General features: G+C 42.1%; 21 protein-coding genes and 1 pseudogene. 4 read left to right on the plus strand and 18 right to left on the minus strand.

Annotated features, from left to right (window positions below; translation table 11 throughout):
• Positions 1-18: 18 nt before the first annotated feature.
• The 13 genes and pseudogenes from LI162_RS06155 to LI162_RS06215 form a co-directional block, all read right to left on the minus strand.
• Positions 19-1,137: a nitrogenase component 1 gene (locus LI162_RS06155; RefSeq protein WP_117497391.1), complete on the minus strand. Its 1,119-nt coding sequence runs from the start codon at positions 1,135-1,137 to the stop codon at positions 19-21.
• The gene (locus tag LI162_RS06160; protein ID WP_117497393.1) at positions 1,134-2,519 is read right to left on the minus strand and encodes a nitrogenase component 1; all 1,386 of its coding nucleotides are present in this window, start codon (positions 2,517-2,519) and stop codon (positions 1,134-1,136) included. Before LI162_RS06160 ends, LI162_RS06155 begins: the two co-directional genes overlap by 4 nt.
• Positions 2,512-3,288 carry a nitrogenase iron protein NifH gene (locus LI162_RS06165; RefSeq protein ID WP_117497395.1) on the minus strand — a complete coding sequence of 259 codons (777 nt, stop codon included), beginning with the start codon at positions 3,286-3,288 and terminating at the stop codon, positions 2,512-2,514. Before LI162_RS06165 ends, LI162_RS06160 begins: the two co-directional genes overlap by 8 nt.
• The gene (locus LI162_RS06170) at positions 3,281-3,553 is read right to left on the minus strand and encodes a TM1266 family iron-only hydrogenase system putative regulator (protein WP_117497397.1); all 273 of its coding nucleotides are present in this window, start codon (positions 3,551-3,553) and stop codon (positions 3,281-3,283) included. The genes LI162_RS06165 and LI162_RS06170 overlap by 8 nt, the downstream gene beginning before the upstream one ends.
• 101 nt (positions 3,554-3,654) lie before the next feature.
• Complete coding sequence (gene hypE / locus LI162_RS06175; RefSeq protein WP_020436038.1) at positions 3,655-4,674, minus strand: hydrogenase expression/formation protein HypE; 1,020 nt, start codon at positions 4,672-4,674, stop codon at positions 3,655-3,657.
• 51 nt (positions 4,675-4,725) lie between these two features.
• Positions 4,726-5,811, minus strand: coding sequence for a hydrogenase formation protein HypD (gene hypD / locus LI162_RS06180; RefSeq protein WP_117497399.1), 1,086 nt, complete (start codon positions 5,809-5,811; stop codon positions 4,726-4,728).
• Positions 5,812-5,840: 29 nt separating this feature from the next.
• On the minus strand, positions 5,841-6,050 hold the full coding sequence (locus LI162_RS06185; RefSeq protein WP_015527775.1) for a HypC/HybG/HupF family hydrogenase formation chaperone: 210 nt from the start codon (positions 6,048-6,050) through the stop codon (positions 5,841-5,843).
• A 5-nt stretch (positions 6,051-6,055) separates the two neighbouring features.
• The gene (gene hypF / locus LI162_RS06190; RefSeq protein WP_117497401.1) at positions 6,056-8,437 is read right to left on the minus strand and encodes a carbamoyltransferase HypF; all 2,382 of its coding nucleotides are present in this window, start codon (positions 8,435-8,437) and stop codon (positions 6,056-6,058) included.
• Between the two features lie 16 nt (positions 8,438-8,453).
• Entirely contained in the window at positions 8,454-9,701 is a 1,248-nt protein-coding gene (locus tag LI162_RS16065) for a nitrogenase component 1 (protein ID WP_412941669.1), read from the minus strand.
• A pseudogene (locus LI162_RS16070) lies at positions 9,678-10,943 on the minus strand (nitrogenase component 1); the annotation flags it as partial. The gene LI162_RS16065 and the pseudogene LI162_RS16070, both read right to left, overlap by 24 nt.
• 22 nt (positions 10,944-10,965) lie before the next feature.
• Positions 10,966-11,733, minus strand: a complete 768-nt coding sequence (locus tag LI162_RS06205) for a nucleotide-binding protein (RefSeq protein WP_117497404.1) — start codon at positions 11,731-11,733, stop codon at positions 10,966-10,968.
• A 354-nt stretch (positions 11,734-12,087) separates the two neighbouring features.
• Positions 12,088-13,458, minus strand: a complete 1,371-nt coding sequence (locus tag LI162_RS06210; protein ID WP_227156030.1) for a sodium-dependent transporter — start codon at positions 13,456-13,458, stop codon at positions 12,088-12,090.
• 3 nt (positions 13,459-13,461) lie between these two features.
• Positions 13,462-14,058 (minus strand): TetR/AcrR family transcriptional regulator, encoded by a 597-nt coding sequence (locus LI162_RS06215; RefSeq protein ID WP_227156032.1) that lies wholly within the window; start codon positions 14,056-14,058, stop codon positions 13,462-13,464.
• A gap of 317 nt (positions 14,059-14,375) precedes the next feature.
• Here LI162_RS06215 and LI162_RS06220 point away from each other — a divergent pair, with 317 nt between their 5' ends.
• Together LI162_RS06220 and LI162_RS06225 are read left to right on the plus strand one after the other, a co-directional pair.
• Complete coding sequence (locus LI162_RS06220) at positions 14,376-16,916, plus strand: YhgE/Pip domain-containing protein (RefSeq protein ID WP_227156034.1); 2,541 nt, start codon at positions 14,376-14,378, stop codon at positions 16,914-16,916.
• A 1-nt stretch (position 16,917) separates the two neighbouring features.
• The gene (locus LI162_RS06225) at positions 16,918-19,104 is read left to right on the plus strand and encodes a YhgE/Pip domain-containing protein (protein WP_227156036.1); all 2,187 of its coding nucleotides are present in this window, start codon (positions 16,918-16,920) and stop codon (positions 19,102-19,104) included.
• Between the two features lie 105 nt (positions 19,105-19,209).
• Here LI162_RS06225 and hydA read toward each other — a convergent pair whose 3' ends face one another.
• The 3 genes from hydA to pdxR form a co-directional block, all read right to left on the minus strand.
• On the minus strand, positions 19,210-20,601 hold the full coding sequence (hydA, locus tag LI162_RS06230) for a dihydropyrimidinase (RefSeq protein WP_227156038.1): 1,392 nt from the start codon (positions 20,599-20,601) through the stop codon (positions 19,210-19,212).
• 50 nt (positions 20,602-20,651) lie between these two features.
• Entirely contained in the window at positions 20,652-20,822 is a 171-nt protein-coding gene (locus tag LI162_RS06235; RefSeq protein ID WP_227156039.1) for a hypothetical protein, read from the minus strand.
• Between the two features lie 81 nt (positions 20,823-20,903).
• Positions 20,904-22,340 carry a MocR-like pyridoxine biosynthesis transcription factor PdxR gene (gene pdxR, locus LI162_RS06240; RefSeq protein ID WP_227156041.1) on the minus strand — a complete coding sequence of 479 codons (1,437 nt, stop codon included), beginning with the start codon at positions 22,338-22,340 and terminating at the stop codon, positions 20,904-20,906.
• Positions 22,341-22,439: 99 nt separating this feature from the next.
• On the opposite strand from pdxR, the gene pdxS reads away from it, so the two are divergent.
• Together pdxS and pdxT are read left to right on the plus strand one after the other, a co-directional pair.
• Complete coding sequence (pdxS, locus tag LI162_RS06245; RefSeq protein ID WP_117961732.1) at positions 22,440-23,321, plus strand: pyridoxal 5'-phosphate synthase lyase subunit PdxS; 882 nt, start codon at positions 22,440-22,442, stop codon at positions 23,319-23,321.
• A 1-nt stretch (position 23,322) separates the two neighbouring features.
• A complete protein-coding gene (pdxT, locus tag LI162_RS06250; RefSeq protein ID WP_227156043.1) occupies positions 23,323-23,901 on the plus strand; it encodes a pyridoxal 5'-phosphate synthase glutaminase subunit PdxT in 579 nt (192 codons plus the stop codon).
• Positions 23,902-24,053: 152 nt separating this feature from the next.
• Here pdxT and LI162_RS06255 read toward each other — a convergent pair whose 3' ends face one another.
• The gene (locus LI162_RS06255; RefSeq protein WP_117499544.1) at positions 24,054-24,416 is read right to left on the minus strand and encodes a VOC family protein; all 363 of its coding nucleotides are present in this window, start codon (positions 24,414-24,416) and stop codon (positions 24,054-24,056) included.
• A 24-nt stretch (positions 24,417-24,440) separates the two neighbouring features.
• A complete protein-coding gene (locus LI162_RS06260; protein ID WP_227156045.1) occupies positions 24,441-24,782 on the minus strand; it encodes a VOC family protein in 342 nt (113 codons plus the stop codon).
• Positions 24,783-24,995 lie beyond the last annotated feature (213 nt).

Below are 24,995 nucleotides of genomic sequence, written 5' to 3' on the forward strand. Positions count from 1 at the left end.
TTGATCTGTCATCCCTACTTATTTATTTTTTAGAAACATTCTCCCTGAAAATGCTATGTGCGCTCTCTCATAAAACTCGCACTCAATCGGGCAGATTGGGCGATACAATGGATCTGCTACAACGATCTGAGCGTTTTTCAGGGCGTTTTCCATCTCTTCTTCACCGCATATCTTCAGATCATGCTCTCCCAGCAATCCTTCTGCATTCTCTAAGGGACAGAGTATCCTTGTTTTATAATGGTGTCTTCTTTCGATAATTGCAGCAAGAGATCCAATTGTAACCGGTTCTCCGATCAACGTAATTATTTTTTCAGAGTTACCAGTTCCCTGTAAATTCTCTCTTCTCCGATCTTCTATAGCGGGAATCTGGATGCGTTTTTCCAAAGCTTCACTGATTCTCTCTGCATATTCTTTATAAGGTGTTCCAATCACATAAGGCGTTCCATATTTTTCTTTCAGCATCTTCGCTGCCATAAGCCCGACAGAGGATATCACAAGATTCATCTCCGCTTTTCCTGCCTGTGCCAGATCTTCCAAAGAATCTCCCATCGCCCATGTGGAAATCGTCTTCCACCCATACTGCTCAAGATTCTTTTTTAGTTCTTCTACTTTTGAAATCGGGCCAAAATCGAGAGGTGTTGCTCCAAGCAGATTTACTGTACGTTCTGAACCATTTCTGTCTTCCATTTGCTCCGGAACAAATCTTCTCGCAATTTCCTCCAGTGCCTTTCCTGCACCATACACATAATCATGCATTCCATTCGTTGGCACTGCGAAGGCCGGAATCCCCGTCTCTGTCTCAAGCACTTTCGACAAAGCTGGAAAATCTGTTCCATTCATAAATGGAATCGGTGAACTTACAAGAGCAATAAATTTCGGATGTAATTCACCTGCCGTCTCTTTGATATCAGATAAAAATTTTTCATCATTCCCCATCACTGCATCAATCTCTGTTAATCCGGAAATAAAGATCAGACTGTCCTGATCGTACCACCTGATTTCATCATGCGTGTTATAAGTGGAATTACAACCGGAAGGATCATGTATAACAACCATCCCACCTAATTCATATAGTGCAGAACAGACTCCAGATACATCTGAGGTATAAATCGGTATAATTCGATATGTCTGTCTCATATACAGCTTGTACACCCCCATCCTTTTTTTACAATAAGCGTTTTCGAATCTTTTTCTTCTGAAAATGCTTCTTCCATTAGTTCGGCAGTCCTGCGGATTCCGTCAAATCCCTGTAATCCTGCTCCCTGAACAAGATTTACAAAATATCGGCTTCCTGTAAACCATGCTGCCTTCTGGCCGATTGCCAGAATCTTATCCGTTGCATGCTCCTCATGTAGCAGACGCATTTTCGCATGGACTGTTGAACGAAGTTCCAACTCCGGTTTCTTCTCTTTCAGCCACGCAAAAGCTTCTTTTTCTTCTGGACTTATACTGTCCAGATACACCGTCTCTACGTTGAACCCATGTGTCAGTAACAGTTTCGCCAATCCAAGCGGACGCGGATGGAATGTATAGTCGATTGCAATCGGTGTGTTTCCGATCACTTGCCTTGTGTGTTCTAATGCCGCCTCACAGAGTGAAATTTTCTTTTCTATCCATGGTAACAGTTCCTGATTGTCTTCAGGTTTTAAAGTATTCCACAAAATCTCTTCTTCCTTCTTGATTTCTTCATAATCAAAACTCAGTGGGAGATAAAGAAATGTTCTGTCCAGTCGTTTTGCCAAAAGTTCTATCCCATATTTTCCAGATGGATAACAGCAGAGAAATGTTCCTGCATTTCCCAATTCTTTATACTCTTCCCATGTTCTGCAGCTCTGCAATTCCCTAACTGTATAACCTGCTTTTGGTAACAATTCTTTCAGATCACTACTTTGATCTAAAGCAAAGTCACTTCCCAAAACAGAAATCTGTTTTGTATCCATTTTATCAGGTTCTGAATCCAATGACTCGTACATTGCTTTTCTGAGTTTCTGATCCGGTGTCGGTCCGTGCTTCTGCATGATTGGATCCATATAGCATCTCAGAAATGTGATTTCCGGGAATTGTTCTTCCAATTCTCTGTAAATTCTTTCCAGATCACATCCGATAAAATGATGAATACAGACTGTAAACAAAAGAATCGCCTTCGGCATTTTCTGTCCCGTCTTTTCCTCGCGTTCTTTTAGTTTTCTTAAAATATCTGCCGTTCCTTCAATCGTCACATCTTCCAGATTTCCGCTTAACAGGTTCTGCTCCTCTACGATCACAAAGGAAAATCTATCTTCTTCACACATCTCTGCTGCAGTAAGCACAACGCCCCGCATACAGTTGTCCGCACAGACATAAATCTGATGTGCTTCCGGAATCAGCATTCCAGTATGAACGATATTCCAACAGCCATGTGCCGGTGAATTAAATTCCAGCCCTTGTGGGAACGGAATTGGATAGGATGCGTCTTTTATGCTGACAACCGCATCTTTCTCACTGATCGGCCAGGCTGATTCTCCAACTTTTCTAAGCATTTGACACCTCTTGTTTTTCTCTCACTTTCATCAGGATTGCTTTGGCAAGTATACGATATTCTTCTGCCATTTCACTTTCCGGAAATGCTTCAAGAACGGTCTTTTTCTGTTCTTCTGCCTGCTGAACAAGATCACTTCTTGTCAAAGTTCCTACGATACTTGTATGAAAATCTTCCGCCAGTTCTTCTACTTTCTTCTCCTCACGCAGGACATTTCTTCGATTCAGGATCAGCCCTCCCAGTGTGGCATATCCGCGATTCTTAAAGTTTTCTACCGCCATAGCAATATTCGCACCTGCGTGAATCGCCATATTTTCTCCAGATGTAACAATAAAGATCTTGTCTGCATACCCATTTCGCATCGGCATAGAAAATCCACCACAGACAACGTCTCCGAGCACATCATAAAGCACTACATCCGGCTGGTATTTCTCATATGCACCTGTCTCTTCTAGTTTTTCCAGTGCAGTTATGATTCCGCGTCCTGCGCACCCAAGTCCCGGTGTCGGGCCTCCTGCTTCTACACAGACAATTCCTTTGTATCCAATTTTCACAATATCTTCCAGTTTCAGGTTCTGTTTCTTTTCCTGATACATATGAAGTACGGTCGGAACTTCTTCTCCATGTCGGAGCAGAATCGTTGAATCTGCCTTTGGGTCACATCCAATCTGAAGAACCTTTAATCCCTGCTCAGCCAGTGCTGCTGCCACATTGGAGACTGTCGTCGACTTTCCGATTCCACCTTTTCCATATACTGCAATTTTAATCATTCTGTGCCTCCACTTTTGTAATGATGTTTGAATAGGCAGTCTTCGCTGACACACCTTTGAGTCTTCCGATCTTTCCGGAAAGGCTGCTGATCATATCCTGCGGTGCATCAATTGCAATACTGATGATATTAATTCCTTTTTCCCTATATGGAATCCCCATACGCCCGATAATATAATTTCCGGCTTCATGAAGAAGATCATTCAGTGTAACAATCGCTTCCGGATTTTCCACAATTATGGAGATTACTGCTACTCTTGTATCCATTTCGATTCCTTTCTCCGCATTTTTTTATATCGCTCTCTTCCGTTCCTCATACTACAGCTCAATTCCGCTCATGCTTCATTTCTCCGCATTTCGGAACTGGTTTAACAGATCCGTGGCAACAACTCTCCTCCCGGCTGTGGGAGGAGGGACTGGGTTCCGATTTCTGTCATACGGATAACTTTGCCTGGGTTTTCTTCTGTGATTGTTCCGATGATTGCTGCATTTTGAGAGTATGGACACTGGTGAAGTGTCTCTACGATCTTTTCTGCCTGTTCTGCCGGAGCAATGATCACCATTGTTCCTTCGCAGGCAAGATAAAGTGGTTCAAGTCCAAGCATTCCACAGACTCCCTGCACCTCGGTAGCTACCGGGATTTTTGCTGCATCAATCTGTACTCCAACCTGGCTCTGTCCTGCAATCTCGTATAATACAGTTCCGACACCGCCTCTTGTCGCATCGCGGATTACATGAAGTTCATGTGTCGTGTCCATAACAGCCTCCACCGTCTTCCAAAGTGGGGCGCAATCGCTCTTCACATCTGCCTCGATTCCGAAATCTTCTCTCGCAAGAAGGATCGTGCATCCATGTCTGCCGATATCTCCGGTTACGATAACTGCATCTCCTGGCTTCGCAAGTTCTCCGCCAACCTGTACGCCATCTTCAATTTGTCCCATTCCGGTTGTTGTGATAAAGACTCCGTCTACCTGTCCTTTTCCGGCGACCTTGGTGTCTCCTGATACGATGCGAACACCTGCTTCTTTCGCTGTTTTAGCCATTGCCTCCGCAATCTGCTCCAGTTTCTCCATTGGGAATCCTTCTTCAATCACAAATGCACAAGTCAGATATAATGGTTTTGCCCCCATACAGGCCAGGTCATTTACTGTTCCGCAGATAGACAGTTTTCCAATATTTCCTCCCGGGAAAAATGCCGGAGATACGATAAATCCATCTGTTGACACTGCCATTTTCCCAACCGGCGGATTTAATACGGCTGCATCATCTGCTGTCAGATCCGGATTTGCAAAATGTGCTGCAAATACTTTGTCGATCAGTTCTGAAGTCTGTTTTCCGCCTGCTCCGTGTGCCATTGTAACTGTCTGGCTTTCTATTTTTTCGCTCATATTATTTCCTCTTTTTCCGTCACTGTTCACAGTAACCATTTCTATTTTCTTCTATACTCCGTACATGAAATAAGCGGAACACGCACCTTCATTTGAAACCATGCATGCTCCTACCGGATGCTGCGGTGTACAGACTTTTCCAAATACTTTGCAATCTGATGGCTTACATTTTCCCTGTAAAACATCTCCGCAACGACAAGCCGGATTTGCTCTTCCTTCCATTTCCGGAATCTGATATTTCACTCTTGCATCAAACATTTCCCACTCTTTACGAAGCTTCATTCCGGAATCTGGAATCACTCCAAGACCACGCCATTCACTGTCGCAGGATTCCATCAGTTCATCTACAAGACGCTGTGCCTCTTTGCTTCCTTCTGCTGTTACTACTCTTGGATAGCAGTTTACAAAAAATGGTTTTCCTTCCTGGTAGCGTTTCAATGAAACAGCCAATGCTGTCAGCAGTTCTTTCGCAGTAAATCCTGCTACAACTCCACTGACTCCCTTCTTTGTCAGAGATTCACACAATGCCGTTCCGGTAATTGCATTTACATGTCCCGGATAAAGAAACACATCTGCACTTCCTTTTAATGCTTCATAAGCTCCCGGCATCGTCTTATTTGCCGTCAGGATAGAATAATTCTCTAGTTGTTCTTCTTTCGCTTTCTTTACTGATAAGCAAGAAGAAGGTGTTGTTGTCTCAAAACCAACGGACAGGAATACGACTTGTTCCTCCGGATGTAACCTCGCATATTTTTCTGCATCTGCCGGTGAATAAACAATCTGGATCTTTGCGCCCTTTTCTCTCGCTCCCGCAAGACTCATCTTTGTTCCCGGTACACGGACAAGATCGCCAAAAGTACAGATTGTCACACCTGCTTGAAGTGCAAGCCACACTGCCTCATCAATAAACCCAACCGGTGTCACACAGACCGGACATCCCGGTCCTGAGATCAGTTCCACCTGCTTTGGAAGTAATTTGCGGATTCCAAGGCGAAAGATCTCATGTGTATGTGTTCCGCACACTTCCATAATGCGAACCGGGGGGCCATCATACTGCTCGATGATTTCCCTCGCTGTTTTTCTTTGTTTCTCATTTCTTTCAGATGTTTGATTTTTTGTTATATCCTGCATCATCATTTATTCTTTTCACCCCATTGTTCACTGCTCTATAGCAGTTCTTCCATAAGCTGATCGGTCTCTTCGTCATCTTCTTCTGTGATCTTTGCAATTGCGACTCCGGCGTGCACCATCACGTAATCGCCTGGCTCCAGATCTTCTAATAACTCTGAAGACACTTCCCTTTTCGCACCACCTGCATCTACCACTGCAGTTCCGTCACTGATGCGAACCACTTTAGCTGATAATCCTACACACATATTTTCTATTCCTTTCTTTCATGATTCATTCCATAAAATGCCTGACCAAGCGCAATTCCTCCGTCATTCGGCGGAATCAGCTGATGTGTCAGTACACGAAAACCATTTGCAATTAATCCGTCTTCCGTCAGACGAAGCAGTAATCCATTCTGAAATACACCGCCACTAAGTGCGGCTGTCCGGCATCCGGTTTTCTCTGCAGCATGGACACACGCTGCAACAATCTGCTCTGCGAGTCCTTTGTGGAATTCATAAGCTGCCTTTTCTATTAAGTCCTGATCAAATGTATCTTCTGCCACTGCATTTTCGCCAATATTGCTAACCACTTCGACTGCTGCCCTCACCAGTCGACTTGTCAGAAGAAGTTCTCTTCCGTCGTCTGCTGATTCAGTTAAACACTTCTGCCCGTCTAAGACATTTATTTTCTTCTCACCAGATCTTTTTTCATAAGCTTCTGCTGCGAATTCCAATGCCATGGAGGCTTCTCCTTCAAAAGAAGATTTCTTTCGAATTCCAAGTATCGCACTGATTCCATCAAATAATCTTCCTGCACTGGTTGACTCTACCGCATTGATCTTTCTCTCAAGCATCGCAAGCTGAACTTTCGCTTCTTTTTCCTCGCAAAGACCAAGTTTCTGAATGATCTGCATCACCTCATCTTTTGATTCAGATATTTGCCAGATTAAAGAAACTGCGATACGCCATCCTTCTTTTGCTGATAGGTCGCCTCCAGCCTGTAAAAATGGTTCAATACTTCCGATTCTCCGGAATCCGTCAAGATCTGCCAGAAGTATTTCTCCGCCCCATATGGTTCCGTCCGTTCCATAGCCGGTTCCGTCAAAAGATACTCCGATCACCTGTTCCATCCAGTCATTCTCTGCCATACAAGATAAGATATGTGCATAATGATGCTGCACTTTCAAAACAGGAAGTCCCAGTTCTTCCGCAACCACCGTCGAATTATATTTGGGATGCATATCGCAGACGACAACGCTTGGTTCCACTTCTAACAATGTTTCCATCCGCTGTATTGTCTCTTTCAATGCATTTACCGTTCTTAAATCTTCTAAGTCCCCCACATAAGCCGAAGGATAAAATCTACTATCCACACCGATACAGAATGTATTTTTCAATTCTCCACCGACAGCTAATACCTGTCCTTTCCATTTTCCTGACGTCTGGATCGGAAGTGGCGCATATCCCCTTGATCTGCGAATCATATATGGTCTGTTTTTATAGAAATCCATCACGGAATCATCTGCTCTCACACGAATTTTTCGATTGTGAGACAAAATGCAGTCACAAAATTCCGAAAGCTCTTCGAGTGCTTCCTCATCCGATCTGCAGATTGGCGCACCGGATACATTTCCACTGGTCATTACGAGAAAGTCCGGCATCTTGATTCCATCCGGATATTGAAATAGAAGTAACTGCACCGGCGCATATGGAAGCATCACTCCTACTTTTGGATTGCCCGGTGCGACAGATGAACACAGCTGCTTCGTTTCTATCTCTTTCCTCACCAAAAGAAGAATCGGCTTCTGATGTCCAGTGAGAATTTCTTCCTGCTCCTTACTCAACTCACAGACACTTTGCACTACATCAGGATTTCTTGCCATCACTGCAAACGGTTTCGCCGGGCGGCGTTTTCTCTTTCTTAACAGTTCCACTGCTGCCTCATTTGATGCATCACAGCAAAGATGAAATCCTCCGATTCCCTTCACTGCTACGATTCCGCCTTCGGAAATCACTCTTCTTGCTTCCGTAATTGCATCAGAACCTTTCATGTCTATCGTTCTATCAGAAGTTTTGATCAAATAAACTTCCGGTCCGCACATATTACAACAAACCGGCTGCGCATCGTATCTTCTGCTTTCCGGATTGTAATATTCTGCCTCACATTCCGGACACATCGGAAATTCTTTCATACTCGTACGCTCTCTGTCATATGGAAGAGCATCCAGAATCGTAAGCCGCGGACCACAACACGTACAATTAATAAACGGATGTAAGTATCTGCGATCCTTGGGATCATACAATTCTTCCTTACATTCCTCACAGATTGCAATATCCGGAGAAATAAAGATCTCTCCTTTTGTCTTCTCGCTTTCTATGATAGAAAAGTCCGGATATTTTTCCTTTGTATCCAGTATTTCTTCTGAAACCTTAAGAATCGCTGCACGTTTTGGCGGACAGGTACGAACTTTCTCAATAAACAGATTCACTGCCGTCTCGCTTCCCTGTGCGAAGATTTCAACATAAGGTCCACGATTACTGACACTTCCTCTGATCTTACAGGAATCTGCATGTCGACTGACGGTCGGACGGAATCCTACGCCCTGTACAATTCCATAGACACGGATTTTCTTCGTTATCTCCTTCTCCATAGACTTTTTCCTCCCGTTATGACTCCTGCAGTTTTCCTGAGACTGCAAAATGCCGTATATTAACAAATGTTCCTTTGAATCCCGGTACCAGGCCTCTCATATTTTCATCTGCAAAGACAATGTCATAGTTCCCATTTTGAACAAGCTTACAATAATCCATCTCTTCTTTCAGTGAAAGATCTCCTTCTTCTGAAAGCTCGGATTTCATCATAAACCAGCTTGCCACCGTAACTTCTGTATTCTGTTCATCACTTCTTGTACGAATTTCCTGTCTGATGGCATTTGCAATCACCTGCTGATGAATGATCAGTATCTTTTTCCTTTCATAACCAAGTTCAGGTATCAATTCATCTACGAATGGATATCCCACTTCATACGGTGTGCCAAATTCTTTTTCCAGATATTTTGCTGTCTCGAGTGCCGCCGGTGCTACAACCAGATTCTTATCTGCAGAGCCTGCTGTCTTTACTTTATCAATACCCGCTCTCATTCCATAGCAAATATAATGCGTATTCTCATTTTCTGATTTCCGAAACTTCTCTTCTATCTTCAGGTCACTGACATCATGTGGCGTCAGACCGAGAACTCCGATTTTCATCTTTTTAGAAGAATCGTCTTCTTCTGAAGCTTCCTTCTGTGATGCTACATCTTTTCCTGCAAATGTCTTGAATAAAGTCAGCCATGCCTTCTCTTCTCCCACATCATACAGTTCCATTCCGTTCGTATCTACAGTCAGAATCGGAAGATTTGTCTTCTTCTCGCACATTCTCTGTAATGCTCTATAATCCGTTGCGATCACAGCCGGAACCGGAGTACCGATCACCGCTGCAAAATTTGCATCAATCTTCTCTGCTGCATCCGTAAGTTTCGCAACAAGCCTGTCATCTCTTCCAAGGATTGCATCCATGTCACGCAAGCCCGCACTGAAAATCGCACTACGTTCCCCAAACCAGCGCGGTTCATCGAATCCGCATACATTTCCTGTACAGCCTCCCGCATCACAAATAACAAGAATTCCTCCCAGTTCATAGAAAACGGACGCTGCACCTGACTGATCCGGTGCAAATGGAGTCAGTCCTTTCCAAAGGCCACGTACATAAACGTCTTCTTTTTTGTCCACTTCCTCTTTGAACAGTGATTCTTGACTCTGCTCTGCAATTGCTTCTTGTGATTTAGAACCGATCACTTCCACCTGTTTCTGCAAAACATTACCTTCTGCCTGTTCTGTCACAGCCAGTTCCAGCGCCTCAAACAGTCTTCTCACGCCTACATATCCGAAAGGCTGTCTCTCCTCATTCCAATGGATTCCTTTTGTGTTAGGATGATAATAACAGGCATCCTTTCCGATTGTCAGTGTCACGCCACTTTCCGCTGAATCGTAATAGAGCATCGTCGGTTCCATATTTGAAAAAATCTTTGTCTGCGGACTTAACTTTTTCAACTGTCTGATATAAATAAAGTTCTCCCCAGTAATCGTTCCGTAGATTTCTGCTACTTTAAATCCATATTTCACCAATGCTAATGATAATTCAAACGGATCCGCATTTGCACATTCCCCAACAGCAAATACCGGCTCCGGACAGACTTTACGAAAACTTTCAATTGCTTCCTGTGCCTGTTTTTTCTGTTCCTCTGCATGAAATTCTATTCCAAGTGCTGCGCCAAATGCCTGATACTGGCTTCCAATTTTATCAATCTGATAAAGTCTGCGCAGTTCGATAAATGGAATCTTTAATCTATCATGAAAATCCTCTGCTGCAAATCGTGCCTCCGGGTGAAGAACAAGATTAAAATTTGCCTCAGACATTTTCTTATATTCTTCAAAATCTTCACATCTCGAAATCTCATGAATCGTTTTCACACCTGCCTCTTGAAGCAGTGTATATAATTCGCAGTCATCTACGAGTGGTGAAAAGTATCCGAGCAGATTTACTACATTTCCTTTTTTATGTCCTGGTTCAAGAAGTGAATACAGAGACTGTCTCACATGAACCATTGGTGGCTTTCGTCCCTCTCGTGTCAATGCATACATATAACATGGACGCACCGGAAGTCCGGCTTTTTCTTCCGCTTTTCTACAGACACGTTCCATATCTGTTCCAAGAAGGGCATCCACACAGGTAATACAGATCATCACAACGGATGGTTTCTTCTCAAGACTTTCACAGATTGATGCAACTGCTTTCGGGATCTTCTTTAGATGACGCCCTGTTACAATATCAGTCTCATCCATGCAAAGGTAAAAGAAACGGTTATTATATTCTTTCATTGAACTGATCATGGACGTATTTCTTCCACAGCACCCCGGTGCCACGATCAGCATGATCGATCCAGGCACTGCAAGTCCTGCTCTTTTCACTCCGAACCCTTCTGCTCCTGGAGAGTTAAAGGCAAGCGTAGCCGGCGAACTATAGATTAAATGTTCCCCTGACTGAAACTGTTTCGGAAGATTATCCTTTCCTCTTTGTTCCAGTTCTTCCGCTGTACAAAAATATGCTTTCTTCATATATTTTCCCTCGACTTATATTTTATCTCACACGTTCTGTTTCATCCTCTAACAGCTTTTCTGCCAGTTCAAAGAATCTCTTACTGATCTCAGAATCTGCGTCACCTTCAATCACAGTCTTTCCCTGATCTTCCCAGCGTATAATCTCATCACTTCTTGGAATCTCACCGACAATCGGGATCTGTTTTTCTTCTGCAAATGCCTGTACCTTCTCAGTCTCATTTTCCACATTTCTATGATTCAGGATCAATCCAAAAATTCTTGCATAACTGCGATCTTCAAAGTTACGTACTGCGCTGGAAATATTGTTAGCCGCATACAATGCCATCTTTTCTCCGGATGTAACAATCACAACCTTCTCTGCATATCCTTCCCGGATCGGTGCTGCGAATCCGCCACAGACAACATCCCCAAGCACATCATACAGAACAACATCCGGTTTGTATGTCTCAAACAACCGCAAGTCTTCTAATAACTGAAATGTCGCTATGATCCCGCGTCCTGCACATCCTAGTCCCGGTGTCGGTCCACCTGTCTCGATACAGAGCACACCACCGAATCCTTCCTTTGCGATCTGATCTAATTCTTCCGGCTCCTCATCCTCTTCTCTCATATAATTCATTACCGGACGCAATGGCTCGCCGCCTAACAGATTGATCGTTGAATCTGCTTTCGGATCACATCCGATCTGAATTACGCGCTTCCCCATAGCGGCAAATGCTGCTGCCAGATTCGATGTAATCGTGGACTTTCCAATCCCACCTTTTCCGTAAATTGCTACCTTTAACATATTGCTGATCCTCCCATTTTATTTCCCTGGTAAAGAGAAAGACCCTTCTTCCCCAACGGAAAAAGAGTCTGTTAAAATCACAAAATATTTTTTTGTCTAAACGCTTCTTTACAACTATTCCCGCTCGGTATCTCTTACTTCCTTGCCGTCAGAGTCTATATTCTATTCAAAATCCATGTCTTTATTGCTATGAGATATCTCTCTGTTGCATTCAGATTGAAACGTATTCTTTCCGTTTGGAACAGTTGTAAATCTCTTGCAAAACCATTAGTTAAATTATAACTTATCACTAATAGAATGGCAATGAATTTCTGGTTATTATAGCGTTTTTTATTTCACAATATTGTTATTGTTTTATCCAACAAATTTACTCCAATATCCCTGCACAAAGATAAATAATACGATCAATGGCAGAATATAGGATACATAGAATCTTGCCCAACCCGGGAACTTGATTCCACTTCCTGCATTCGCTTCTTTCTGGAACTTATCCCAGCCCCAACCATAGCGGCTTGTACAGAACAGAAGGTAGATCAGGCTTCCGATCGGAAGCAGGTTATTACTTACAATAAAGTCCTCAAGGTCCTGAATGCTGCTTCCTGCTCCCAGAGGCATGAAGCCGCTCCATATGTTGAATCCAAAAATACATGGAAGGGAAAGTACAGTGATCGCGATCAGATTTCCCACAACCGCCTTTGTTCTTGAACAATTTGTTAAATCCATCACAAATGCGATCAGATTTTCAAACACGGCAATGATCGTAGAGCATGCTGCGAAAAACATGCAAAGGAAGAAAATTGTTCCCCAGATTCTCCCTGCACTCATTGCATTGAAAATGTTCGGAAGTGTGATAAAGATCAGACTCGGACCGCTGTCCGGCTGGACATTAAATGCAAAGCAGGCCGGAAAAATAATAAATCCAGCGATCAATGCAACTAATGTATCCAGAACTGTTACGCAGACTGCTTCTCCTGTCAGAGTTCTTTCTTTTCCGATATAACTTCCAAAGATCGCAATCGCACCAATTCCAAGACTTAATGTAAAGAATGCCTGTCCCATCGCTGCGAAAATAACTTCTTTCAATCCTGCTTCTGCTGCTTTCTTAAAATCAGGAAGAAGATAGAACTCCAGTCCTTTCTCTGCTCCCGGCAATGTCACGGAACGCACTGCAAGAATGATCATCAACACGAAAAGGAGGATCATCATTTTCTTTGTGATCTGCTCCACACCTTTCTGAAGTCCCATACAGACGATTCCAAAGCACAGCACAACAACAAGGATCATACAGATTGTCATTGTAACAGGCTGTCCAAGAAGTGATGTAAATACTCCGGTCACACCATCCGCATCAAGTCCTTTAAACTCTCCGATTGCCATCTTTCCTGTATATAGAAGAAGCCATCCGCCGATTGTTGTATAGAACATCATTAAAAGATAGTTTCCACCGATTCCAAACCATTTATACCAGTGCCACTTTGTTCCCAGTGGTTCCAGACGGTCAAAGGATAGTGCAATACTTGCCTGACTTCCACGACCCACTGCGAATTCCATTACCATGATTGGCAATCCCAACAGAACAAGAAACAGTAGATAGATCAGAACAAATGCTGCTCCTCCATACTTTCCTGTAATATACGGAAAACGCCAAACATTTCCCAAGCCAATGGCACATCCCGCTGAGATCAGGATAAATCCCAGACGTGAGCCAAATTTTTCTCGTTTCATTTCTTAGTTGTCCTCTCTTCCTTCTTTAGTGTCATAAAATGCTGTAACTGAACTTACAACCATTCGATAAGCCATCTCTGCTGCATATTCCGGTGTTTCCTTTTCGCCTGTTTCCAACCATGTTTTCACAAAACCGAGACAACCGTTCAGGCAATAAGAATAAAAATATTTCATTTCACCTGATTTCTCCGGTACAAGAGCTGCAAGTGACTCCCGACTCTTTTCCTCTAAAAGCTGCTCTAACTTATGTACAAAACCAATATCCCCATGTGGTCCTACAAGCGCACTTGCAATCTGACGATTTTCATCAAGCACATGAAATAAATCCTGAATAAAATAGTAAACGCTATCTTTTCCCGGATCAATTGGATGTTCACGGATTGCGCGCTGCATCTCTTCCATCATTTCATTTTCAACTTCTGCAAGCAGCCCCGGTATATCAGAATAATGCAGATAAAAGGTAGAACGATTGATATCCACCGCATCTACCAATTCTTTTACCGTAATCTCTCTGATACTCTTCTCCCTCATCAATTGAGCAAGACCTGTTTTAAGCTGACTTTTTGTCTTTCTGACTCTGCGATCTGTCTTCTTCTGCATCTTCTCTTCCCCCCTTTATAACTTACAGTACTACTGACCAATAACTCTCTACTCTGTTTCTATGACTTAAATGCATCTCGCCCCATCGCCAAAGGCGATTTAAAATGGCGAGATGCGTTGCTGGTCGCACATCGTGTGAACAGTAACATGATTTTCTCCACCTGCTAGACATTTTTCAATCTTTCGTCTATTATTAGACATATCCAGTGTTGATTAATGGTTGTAAATTAGTTTCTACATTAATATAATACTTTTTGACATGAAAATCAACATTGTATCTATTACTAGAAATATTTTTAAGAAAAGGAGTTTTATCCATGAGAAACGCATTTCGGATTTTTCGCCGCGATATGAAACGCCTGCTCCGTAATCCGGCAGCAATACTTGTTTTGATCGGAGTATCTATTCTCCCCTCACTCTACGCATGGTTCAATATTGCAGCAAATATCGATCCTTATGCCAATACTTCCGGCATCAAGGTAGCAGTAGCAAATCTGGACACCGATGCCACACATGATGATCTGACGATCAATGCCGGCAGCCAGATCATTGAACAACTAAAGGAAAACGACCAATTAGGATGGACATTTGTTCCCAAAGATGCTGCTATTAAAGGAGTCAAATCCGGTGAATATTATGCAGCAATCATTATTCCGCAAGATTTTAGCGAATCCCTGCTAAGTGTCCTGTCCGGAAAGATTGAAACTCCGGAACTTGAATACTATATCAATGAAAAACTCAATGCAATTGCGCCAAAGATCACCAGTTCAGGTGCAAGCACGATCCAGACACAGGTTAATAACACATTTTCCTCTGTTGCATCTGAGACAATTGCCGAGATTTTAAAGGATTCTGTATTCAACATTTCCGACTCTGTTGATTCAACAAATGCAGAGATTAATGATCTGCTTACAAAAGCAAATAATAATATCAAAGAATACGAACAGCTTCTAGAAAAATTCAGTAAAGACTCATCCAATACCTCAAAGCTGATAGAGAATGCAAAAGATGCATCTACATCTTTAGGAGATGTAGCAACATCCGGAGCAAATGCATTGTCCAGTGCTGACTCTGTCATGAATACGACACGTTCTTCTGCCGGAGATTTTTCTTCCGCACTTTCTAAGTCCCTCTCTGACGGAGAACTTTTACTTGGTCAGGCAAGCAGCTCAGCATCCACAGGACTGACAGAACTTGCTACCGCAGCCGGAAAGATCAACACTTCTGTCAGTGATGCGCTTGGTTATGCAAACTCAGTCAATGAACTGAATGCAGATATTCTTAAAAAAATGCAGGAACTTGCCAATAAGTTTCCGGGAACGATCGGAGATCAGATCAATGCACAGATTTCTGCCCTGCAAACTCAGAACCAGTCAAATCAGGAATTGATCAATAGTCTTCAGACTGGAAATAACGGAATCAAAGATGCGATTGATACAACAACTGCAACACAGGAACAGCTTACTTCTCTGACAAAAGAAAGTATCAATAACTTACATACTTTCCGTTCTACATTTGACCAGAATATTCTTCCACTGCTCGGTCAGACACTGGATACATTTTCCACACTGACCGGTCAGGTAGAAGGAATGCTAAACGGAGTACCGGCCACTTCTAAGCAGATCAATGATATGCTCGACCAGTTAGAGAGTGGATTGTCAAATACAACTGCTCTCCTTGACAGTACGAAGGAATCTTTAAGTGCCGTAAGCGACAAACTAAGTACAATTCAGACGGATCTGAATGCACTGACAGGCTCTGCTACATACCAAAAACTACTCTCTCTTGAAGGCATTGATGCAGAATCTATCTCATCATTTATGTCCTCTCCTGTGGAGATTAAAACAGAGACTTATTATGCCGTAGATAATTACGGTTCTTCTATGACACCGTTCTACTCTAATCTTGCAATCTGGGTCGGCGGTATCGTACTGATCGCAATCTTTAAGATGGAAGTGGACAAAGACGAATCCATGCGCGGTTACGGACAGACAACATTATACTTTGGACGCTGGCTCTTATACATGGCAGTTGGTCTTGTTCAGGGATTTATCGTCTGCCTTGGTGATACACTCCTTCCAGGAGTCCAATGCAATCATCCGGCACAATTCATCCTGACAGGAATGGTTTGCTCTTTCGTCTATGTAAATATTATTTATGCACTGTCACTTACATTTAAGCATATTGGTAAAGCGCTCTGTGTTATTCTCGTAATCCTGCAGATTCCTGGTTCTTCCGGAACCTACCCGATTGAGATGACACCAGCCTTTTTCCAAAAACTGCATCCGCTCCTTCCATTTACATATGGTGTGAATGCTATGCGTGAAGCAATCGCCGGTTTCTACGGTTCTAACTTCCGCAATGATCTTCTGATCCTGCTCCTGTGCTACGTGCCGATCTCTCTGCTTATTGGACTTGGACTTCGCCCGGCTCTTTCCGGACTGAACCATCTGTTCGACAAGAAACTGGCAGAGACAGAATTTATGATGTGCGAACCTCACGAAGCAGAACTTAGCAGAAGTACACAGCTCTCCATGCTCTTACAGGCATCTCTTTCCATCGAAGACCTTCGCCTTGTAACAGCTGAACGGGCACAGAAATTTGAAAACAATTACCGTAAGATGATTCGTATCGGCTTCCTTGCCATTGCGATCATCCCTCTGATCTTCCTGATCCTGATGTTCAGTCTCGAATCAAAGATTGTATTCCTGACTTTATGGATCATTTCCATCATTGCGATCTCAGTATGGTTGATCGTTGTAGAATACATTCATACAAAATTAGAAGAACAGAAAGAACTTGCCGGCATGTCTTATGAAGAAATGCTTGAAAACTTCCGTGGAAAGGAGGCGGAATAATTTGAAAAATATTTTTTTAATCCTAAAAAATGATCTGATGAAGATCCAGAAAAATGTCATCGCAATGATCGTTATTATGGGAATCACTGTAATTCCGACTCTTTATGCATGGTTTAACATTTCCGCAAGCTGGGATCCTTACGGAAATACAGGTGCGCTGAAACTTGCAGTTGCAAGTGATGACAAAGGGTATGAAAGTGATCTTATTGCCGTAAAGATCAACATGGGAGAGCAGATCCTCTCTTCTCTGCATAAAAATTCTCAGTTCAACTGGGTTTTTACTGATTCAAAAGATGCTCAAAAAGGTGTAAAATCCGGAGAATATTATGCTGCGATCATAATCCCTGAAGACTTTAGCCAGAAAATGATGAGTGTCTTCTCTTCTGAAGCTGAACATCCGGATCTGACTTATTATGAAAATGAAAAAGAAAATGCGATTGCTCCGATCATTACCGGAAAAGGCGCAACGGCTGTCCAGAAACAAATTAATCAGACATTCATTGAGACAATTGCCCAGACCGCACTTGATGCATTTCAGACGGTAGATTCAATCGCAAAGAAGACAGGTGATGATTCTCTGATCAACAATATGAGTAGTAATTTGAATCAGATGGGATCTGATCTTGGAACTGTTGCTGCAACTGTTCAGTCCTTCTCTGACATGACAAACTCTGCAGTTACAATGCTAAACACAACAACAGAATTTCTTCAGGAAACCGGTTCCGGCACAAAAACCAGCCTCAATTCCTTAAAGAATTCTGATTCCGGAATTGATTCATTAACTGCTGCCCTGTCCGGAACTACAAGCACGATTTCTGGCGCATTAGCACAGAATGCAAGCTTCTACACCGCTGTCTCTGATACTATTGACAAGGCTTTAAGTTCCTACAACTCAGATGCACAGGCGGCAGCAAATGCATTGTCTTCCGTAAGTAGCCGCGTACAGAATGTCATTGACGGGTATAATCAGCTTTCTGCTGCATTATCTGCTATTGCAGACGCCTCCTCAGATTATCCTGAGATTCAGAATGCGGTCAATGGAATCAATCAGCAGATTCAGCTGGCAATTGAACGACAGACTGCACTCCGTGATAAAATTAACGGTGCTGCAACTTCAATTACTACAGCAACTGCAAATGCCACTACATTAAAGAGTGAACTTGATAGTCTGATCAGCGAAGCAACCTCTTCCGTCAAGGCAGTTGAGACAACTTACGAACAAAATGTAAAAGGAAATCTTGATAATCTTTCCAATTCATTGAATTCTACAACAGGTTCTGTCTCCTCTATGCTTGGAAGCCTTGACAGCAGCATTGAAAATATTGCTAACGTTACCGGTTCTGCTTCAAGTGGACTTACAGGACTTCAGACAGCACTTACTAATTCTGCTGCTCTGTTAAAAGAATCTTCTGAAAAACTGACGGCTGTAGCTACAAAACTTTCCACTGATGATTCAGAAGGTATGGCTGCCGTAACAAACCTGTTATCCGAAGACTCCGAAACGATTTCATCTTTTCTCTCCTCCCCAGTCAAACTGGATGAGAAAAAGATTTATCCAATTGAAAATTACGGGTCTGCAATGACTCCATTCTACTCCACTCTTGCGATCTGGGTAGGTGCTGTTGTTATGGCTGCCATGCTAAAAGTCACTGTAGCTGATTCCACAAAGAAGAAACTATTCCATCCGAAAGAATATCAGCTCTATATCGGACGTATCCTACTTCTGATCATTATCGGTTTCATGCAAAGTGCACTCATCTGTCTTGGAGATCTTTTCTTCCTTGGTATTCAGTGTAAGCATCCGGTAATGTTTGTACTAACCGGTATGTTCACAAGCTTTGTCTATGTGAATCTGATCTATGCACTGACTGTCTCCTTTGGAGATATCGGTAAAGCAATTGCCGTTGTCCTGATGGTAATGCAGGTTGCAGGAAGTGGTGGAACATTCCCGATCCAGTGTGCACCGAAGTTTTTCCAGATTGTTTATCCACTTCTGCCGTTCACACACAGCATGAATGCGATGCGTGAATGTATTGCAGGATTCTACGGAACAACTTATGCCACAGAGCTCGGCAAACTGGCAATCTTCCTTGCACCGTCATTGCTGCTTGGTCTTCTGCTCAGAAAACCGATCATAAAGATGAACGACGCATTTATGGAGAAGCTTGAAAGTACACATCTGATCTAATGTAATGGTCTAAAATATATAACTACAAAAAACCCCTAAAACATTACCGTGTGAACGGTTCTGTTTTGGGGGGTCTCTTATTATTTCAGATTCTCTGTCTTTCGATTATAAATCTCCTAAAAAAGGTTTTCTGTAGAGATACTTTCCATCTCCTCGATTACCTTTAAATTCATTATTTTCAGCGATGATATTTCCTCTCTGCATTACGAGATCAATCTTTCCGTGCAGATCTGTTCCTTCATATGAAGTATAATCAACAGCTCCGTGCATCATCTCGTGAGTCAATGTCTGTTTTGCATTAGCATCAATAATCACAAGGTCTCCATCTGCTCCCGGTTCAATAATTCCCTTCTTAGGATACATTCCGTACACCTTTGCTGGATTTGTGCAGGCAACTTCTACCAGCTTGTTGATGCTGATTTTGTTTTTCATTACACCTTCTGAGAAAAGAAGAATCATTCTTTCTTCAACTCCCGGAGCTCCATTCGGACATTTTCTGAAATCATCCTTGCCGTCCTGTTTCTCTTTTGCATAATTGAATGGACAATGATCTGTCGCAACGATCTGAATCTCTCCTGCCTCTAATCCTTTCCACAGCGCATCAAGATCCTGCTGTGTACGAAGCGGTGGAGACATAATATATTTCAATCCATCCGGATCTTTATATCTGTCTTCTGTAAGTGTCAGATACTGTGTACATGTCTCGACAAAAATATTTTTTTGTCCGTTTCTTCTTGCTTCTTCAACTGCTTCAAGACTTTCCTTACAAGAAAGATGTACAATATACACCGGTGCATCACCTGCAAGCTTCGCAAGATAAAGGACTCTTCTTACAGCCTCTGCTTCTGCAAGATTCGGCCTGCTCTTTGCATGATAGATCGGCGCAGTCTTTCCGGCATCACCATATTCTTTCTTCAGATGCTCTACCACATAATGATTCTCGCAATGGAATGCTGTGATTCCATGCAGTTCTTTCATCTTCTTAAGAACTTCTAAAATACCATCATCATCAATCTTATAGCCATAAGTCATATAAACCTTTGTGCTCTGGACTCCGTCATCCATCATTGTCTCAAGTTCATTTAAAATAGACTCGTCTACATGCTGGACTACTCCATGGAATCCATAATCGATAACAGCTTTATCGTCTGCCAGTCCATGATATACATCCAGTTGATGATGTAGTGGGCATCCTGCCGGTCCGAATCCCATATGGTCTACGATTGTTGTAGTTCCGCCGCATGCGGCTGCAACAGTACCTGTATAAAAATCATCTACTGCTCTCGCAATTCCGACATCAATATCCATATGCGTATGAACATCAATACCTCCCGGGAGAACATATTTTCCTTTCGCATCGATCACCTTATCTGCATCCCCAAATTTTGCTTCCAGGTTTTTTCCGATACATTCGATCACACCGTCCTCGATCAGGACATCTGATTCATAAGTGTCCTCCGGTGATACGATCATTCCATTTTTTACAAGTGTTTTCATGATACTTCCTTCCACTCCTCTCTTAGTTTCAGTTATACTTCTACCGCAGTCTATGCTTTCCATAGCTGCGGTGATTTTTGTGCCTGATGAGTGCTGTTTCTAATCTCTGTCTTATGCTCAAACAGATAGGATACCAGATATAATCCCGAGATAGGTCCCAGCAACAATCCAAGCATTCCACATACATTATAAATCAAATCGTACACACTTGCCAGTACCATTCCACGGTTGAATAAATAAAGAGAGCATTAACTTCTTTCGCAAAGTCATTTTATCTTTCTCCCTCCATACTTTTCTCCATGTCATTCCACTTGTGTTATCATCTTTGCAACATATTCCATTTTTTCACAATCAACAAATGAATAATTCATAACATAAATATTTTCATACTTTTTCTTCTTCTCACTTGAATGATAATAGGATGACAATGCAGCCAGCTTAATTCCTTTGCTCTTCATTTTATCCAGAAATTCTTCTTCACTCAGGTTTGTATCTACTTTCATTAAAAAATGTACTCCTGCATCTTCTTCCAGAATCTGGATTTTAGTTTTCAATACTCCCTGTAAAAATGCTTCCAGGATCCGGTCTCTCTTCTGCTGATAATAATTACGCAGCCGGTTAATATGTTTCTCAAATGCCCCTGAATTCATAAACTGCGCTAACGTATATTGTTCAAAATTTGATACCGTACAGGAATAAAAAGAAAGTTCTCTGTAAAATCGTTCTGCCAATTCATCCGGCAGCACCATATAACTGATTCGCACTGTTGAACACAAAGTCTTGGAAAATGTATTCATATAAATCACTTTTCCCGATACATCAATGCTCTGAAGCGATGGAATTGGCTTACCGTTCAATCTAAGTTCACTGTCATATTCATCTTCTATAATATATCTATCTTTCGTTTTTGTCACCCAGCCTAGCAGTTCATAGCGTTTACTGATTGGCATTACGATTCCCGTTGGATAATGATGTGACGGAGAACAATGTATCACATTGATTTCTTTTTCTTCCAGTTCTTCTACCTTCGGTCCGTCCTCTTCTATTTCTATATACTCATAACAAGCTCCCATACTGCGATAAATTTTTGCGATTTTATGATATCCCGGATTTTCAACTGAATATTTCAATTCCTTTCCCAAAAGCTGAATCAAAAGACTGGACAAATATTCTGTTCCAGCACCAATAATGATCTGTTCCGGCCGCACCGTCATATTTCGGAATGCTTTCAGATAATCCGCAATGCTTTGTCTTAATTCCATTACTCCGCCACACGGTGGATTAAGCATCAATTCAGTCTGATAGTCATTCATTACTGCCCGCATCGTCTTTGTCCAAATAGAAAATGGAAATGCACTCTGTTCCGTCTGATTACTCGTAAAATCTGCGATATAAGCATTCTTTCCACCGGTAAGGTTTAACTTATTGCTGTAAATCCTATTTTCTGATAAACCACTCTCGCTTTTCATTCTGTCATCCCGCAGGTCTGCTACATAAAATCCACTCTTTGGAACGGAATAAATATATCCCTCTGCTGCAAGCTGACCATAGGCATTCTCGACAGTGATCACACTTATGGCCAGATTTTTTGCAAGTGCACGCTTTGATGGAAGTTTTTCTCCACTCTTAATTTTCCCTTGAATAATGTCATTCTTAATACATTTATACAAATATTGATAAAGCGTATCTGACCCTATATTTTCAAAATTATATGTCAACATATTTACTTTTTTCTCCATTCTGACCTTTTTGAATATATTAAAACTGAGTATTTTTATATAGTCACTTTGTCATTATACTATTACCTATCGAATTAGTAAAGAAAAGGAGATTTAAAAATGAGTACAAATAATGAACGTTATGAATTAAATAAAAATCTGGCACAGATGTTAAAAGGTGGAGTGATCATGGATGTTACAACTCCGGAACAGGCAAAGATTGCAGAAGCTGCCGGTGCATGTGCTGTTATGGCGCTGGAAAGAATTCCGGCTGACATCCGCGCTGCTGGTGGAGTTTCCCGTATGAGTGATCCGAAGATGATCAAAGGAATCCAGGAAGCTGTTTCAATCCCTGTTATGGCCAAATGCAGAATCGGACATTTTGCAGAAGCTCAGGTACTTCAGGCAATTGAAATCGACTATATTGATGAAAGCGAAGTCCTTTCACCTGCAGATGATGTCTACCATATTAACAAAAGAGAGTTTGATGTTCCATTTGTCTGCGGTGCAAAAGATCTTGGCGAAGCACTCAGACGTATCAATGAAGGAGCTTCTATGATCCGTACAAAAGGTGAACCGGGAACCGGTGATATTGTTCAGGCAGTTCGCCATATGCGCAAAATGAACAGTGAAATTTCCAAACTAGTAAGTATGCGTGAAGATGAACTTTTCGAGGCAGCCAAACAGTTGCAGGTTCCTTATGATCTTGTCCTTTATGTACATGAAAACGGAAAACTTCCTGTTGTAAACTTTGCTGCCGGCGGTGTTGCAACTCCTGCTGATGCTGCTCTTATGATGCAGTTAGGCGCAGAGGGAGTCTTTGTCGGTTCCGGTATCTTCAAATCCGGAAATCCGGCGAAACGTGCTGCTGCTATCGTACAGGCCGTTACAAACTATACAGATGCAAAACTGATCGCTGAACTTTCATCTGACCTTGGCGAAGCTATGGTCGGCATCAACGAACAGGAAATTGAACTTCTCATGGCAGAAAGAGGAAAATAAAATGACAATCGCAGTACTTGCCCTTCAAGGAGCATTCATAGAGCACGAACAGATGCTTCAAAAGCTTGGAGTTCATACCATTGAACTCCGACAGGCTTCTGATCTGCAAAAAGATTTTGATGGGATTATCCTTCCCGGCGGCGAAAGCACCGTTCAGGGAAAACTCTTACACGATCTTAACATGTTCGAACCTTTAAAAGAGAAGATTGAATCCGGTATTCCCGTTCTGGCTACTTGTGCCGGAATGATTCTCCTGGCTTCTGACATTGCTGAACAAGACGAAACCTATTTTGAAACCATTCCTATGACAGTCAAACGAAACGCCTACGGTCGCCAGCTTGGAAGCTTCCATACAAATGCTGATGCATCCGGTATCGGTGAAATTCCTATGACTTTCATCCGTGCCCCTTTTGTAGAATCCGTTCATGCTGACGCTTCCGGAAACACACCTGAGATCCTCAGTATTGTAGAGAATCGTATTGTCGGAGTGAAATATAAGAATCAGATTGCATTTGCATTTCATCCGGAATTAGATCAGGACACACGGATTCATGAAGCATTTCTAGGGATGATCAGATAGTTATCGCAGCATTCTCCAAGGTCTCGTGCAAGTACGGACTTTGGCTCGTTGCTCGCGTAAATAAAAGAAACCGACAGGATGTTTTCTAAATGAGCTTATCATTTTCATCCTGTCGATTTCTTTCTTTTTACTAGTACTATTAAGCAGGTTTTTTACATTGGTGTTCCAACCTCTATCAAATTCCCATCCAAATCATAAAAACGAACAATCTTCTGTCCCCAGCTATGCGTCATCAAACGATTCACAAACTTTATATTCGGATAAAGTTTGTCCAGTTTTTCGACAAAGGCTTCGATATTCTTCTCCTCAAAATATAGCTCACAGGAATTGCTCTCTGAAATGATATCTCTTTCCAGAAAGTTCTTCCAAATTGTTTTCTCCTGAAGAACAAGTCCCTCTGTCAGAATGACATTTCCTTCATTATCAAGTATTACATCAAGTCCAAATAAATCATGATAAAATTTCTTCGATTTCTCGATATCTTCTACAACAATCAAAATATTTCTTAATCTCATACTTCATAATCTCCTTGCGAGGTTTTATGCATCTACTTTCCACTCTGCCAGCGGTTTTAACTCAATCTTTGTTCCGTTTGGAAGCGAAAACCAATGGTCATTGATTGCTTTTACCGGATACGCTTTGATTTTCTCCATAATCTCTGCCTCTGAATCTACTGCAATGGAAATGTGATCGTATCCATTTTCTGATGCTGCATTCAGCTCCTCTATTTCGCAAAGCTGGATACCTTCTTTGTACCAGCATTTTCTTCCCGGTTTTTCACCGATTTCTCTCCACATATGCATCTCAAATACATCTTCAAAGAATCTCTGAGCTTCTTCATATGATTTCGTGCGGATTGCTGCGTGATCGATTCTTGCCATTTTGACACACTCCTTTTTGCTTATTCTACTACCTCTATATTACGTTATTTCTTTTTATTTTTCATTATAAACTCAAATTGTTTAACAAAAAAACAGCGCTTTCGCACTGCTTCTCATTCCTGTCTATATATCATGTACCTTCAAAACTACATACAGTCAAAACCAACATCATCATCCAAACCTATCACTGCTTTGGTTATGCCCTCGACCTAT

This window comes from Mediterraneibacter sp. 210702-DFI.3.120, assembly GCF_020561005.1.
Taxonomy (GTDB): Bacteria; Bacillota; Clostridia; order Lachnospirales; family Lachnospiraceae; genus Mediterraneibacter; species Mediterraneibacter faecis.

Bases quoted from the DNA above. Each gene is read 5' to 3' on its own strand.
- LI162_RS06155 (WP_117497391.1), bottom strand. From the start codon at position 1,137: ATGAGACAGACATATCGAATTATACCGATTTATACCTCAGATGTATCT.
- LI162_RS06160 (WP_117497393.1), bottom strand. From the start codon at position 2,519: ATGCTTAGAAAAGTTGGAGAATCAGCCTGGCCGATCAGTGAGAAAGAT.
- LI162_RS06165 (WP_117497395.1), bottom strand. From the start codon at position 3,288: ATGATTAAAATTGCAGTATATGGAAAAGGTGGAATCGGAAAGTCGACG.
- LI162_RS06170 (WP_117497397.1), bottom strand. From the start codon at position 3,553: ATGGATACAAGAGTAGCAGTAATCTCCATAATTGTGGAAAATCCGGAA.
- hypE (WP_020436038.1), bottom strand. From the start codon at position 4,674: ATGAGCGAAAAAATAGAAAGCCAGACAGTTACAATGGCACACGGAGCA.
- hypD (WP_117497399.1), bottom strand. From the start codon at position 5,811: ATGATGATGCAGGATATAACAAAAAATCAAACATCTGAAAGAAATGAG.
- LI162_RS06185 (WP_015527775.1), bottom strand. From the start codon at position 6,050: ATGTGTGTAGGATTATCAGCTAAAGTGGTTCGCATCAGTGACGGAACT.
- hypF (WP_117497401.1), bottom strand. From the start codon at position 8,437: ATGGAGAAGGAGATAACGAAGAAAATCCGTGTCTATGGAATTGTACAG.
- LI162_RS06205 (WP_117497404.1), bottom strand. From the start codon at position 11,733: ATGTTAAAGGTAGCAATTTACGGAAAAGGTGGGATTGGAAAGTCCACG.
- LI162_RS06210 (WP_227156030.1), bottom strand. From the start codon at position 13,458: ATGAAACGAGAAAAATTTGGCTCACGTCTGGGATTTATCCTGATCTCA.
- LI162_RS06215 (WP_227156032.1), bottom strand. From the start codon at position 14,058: ATGCAGAAGAAGACAGATCGCAGAGTCAGAAAGACAAAAAGTCAGCTT.
- LI162_RS06220 (WP_227156034.1), top strand. From the start codon at position 14,376: ATGAGAAACGCATTTCGGATTTTTCGCCGCGATATGAAACGCCTGCTC.
- hydA (WP_227156038.1), bottom strand. From the start codon at position 20,601: ATGAAAACACTTGTAAAAAATGGAATGATCGTATCACCGGAGGACACT.
- LI162_RS06235 (WP_227156039.1), bottom strand. From the start codon at position 20,822: ATGGTACTGGCAAGTGTGTACGATTTGATTTATAATGTATGTGGAATG.
- pdxR (WP_227156041.1), bottom strand. From the start codon at position 22,340: ATGGAGAAAAAAGTAAATATGTTGACATATAATTTTGAAAATATAGGG.
- pdxS (WP_117961732.1), top strand. From the start codon at position 22,440: ATGAGTACAAATAATGAACGTTATGAATTAAATAAAAATCTGGCACAG.
- pdxT (WP_227156043.1), top strand. From the start codon at position 23,323: ATGACAATCGCAGTACTTGCCCTTCAAGGAGCATTCATAGAGCACGAA.
- LI162_RS06255 (WP_117499544.1), bottom strand. From the start codon at position 24,416: ATGAGATTAAGAAATATTTTGATTGTTGTAGAAGATATCGAGAAATCG.
- LI162_RS06260 (WP_227156045.1), bottom strand. From the start codon at position 24,782: ATGGCAAGAATCGATCACGCAGCAATCCGCACGAAATCATATGAAGAA.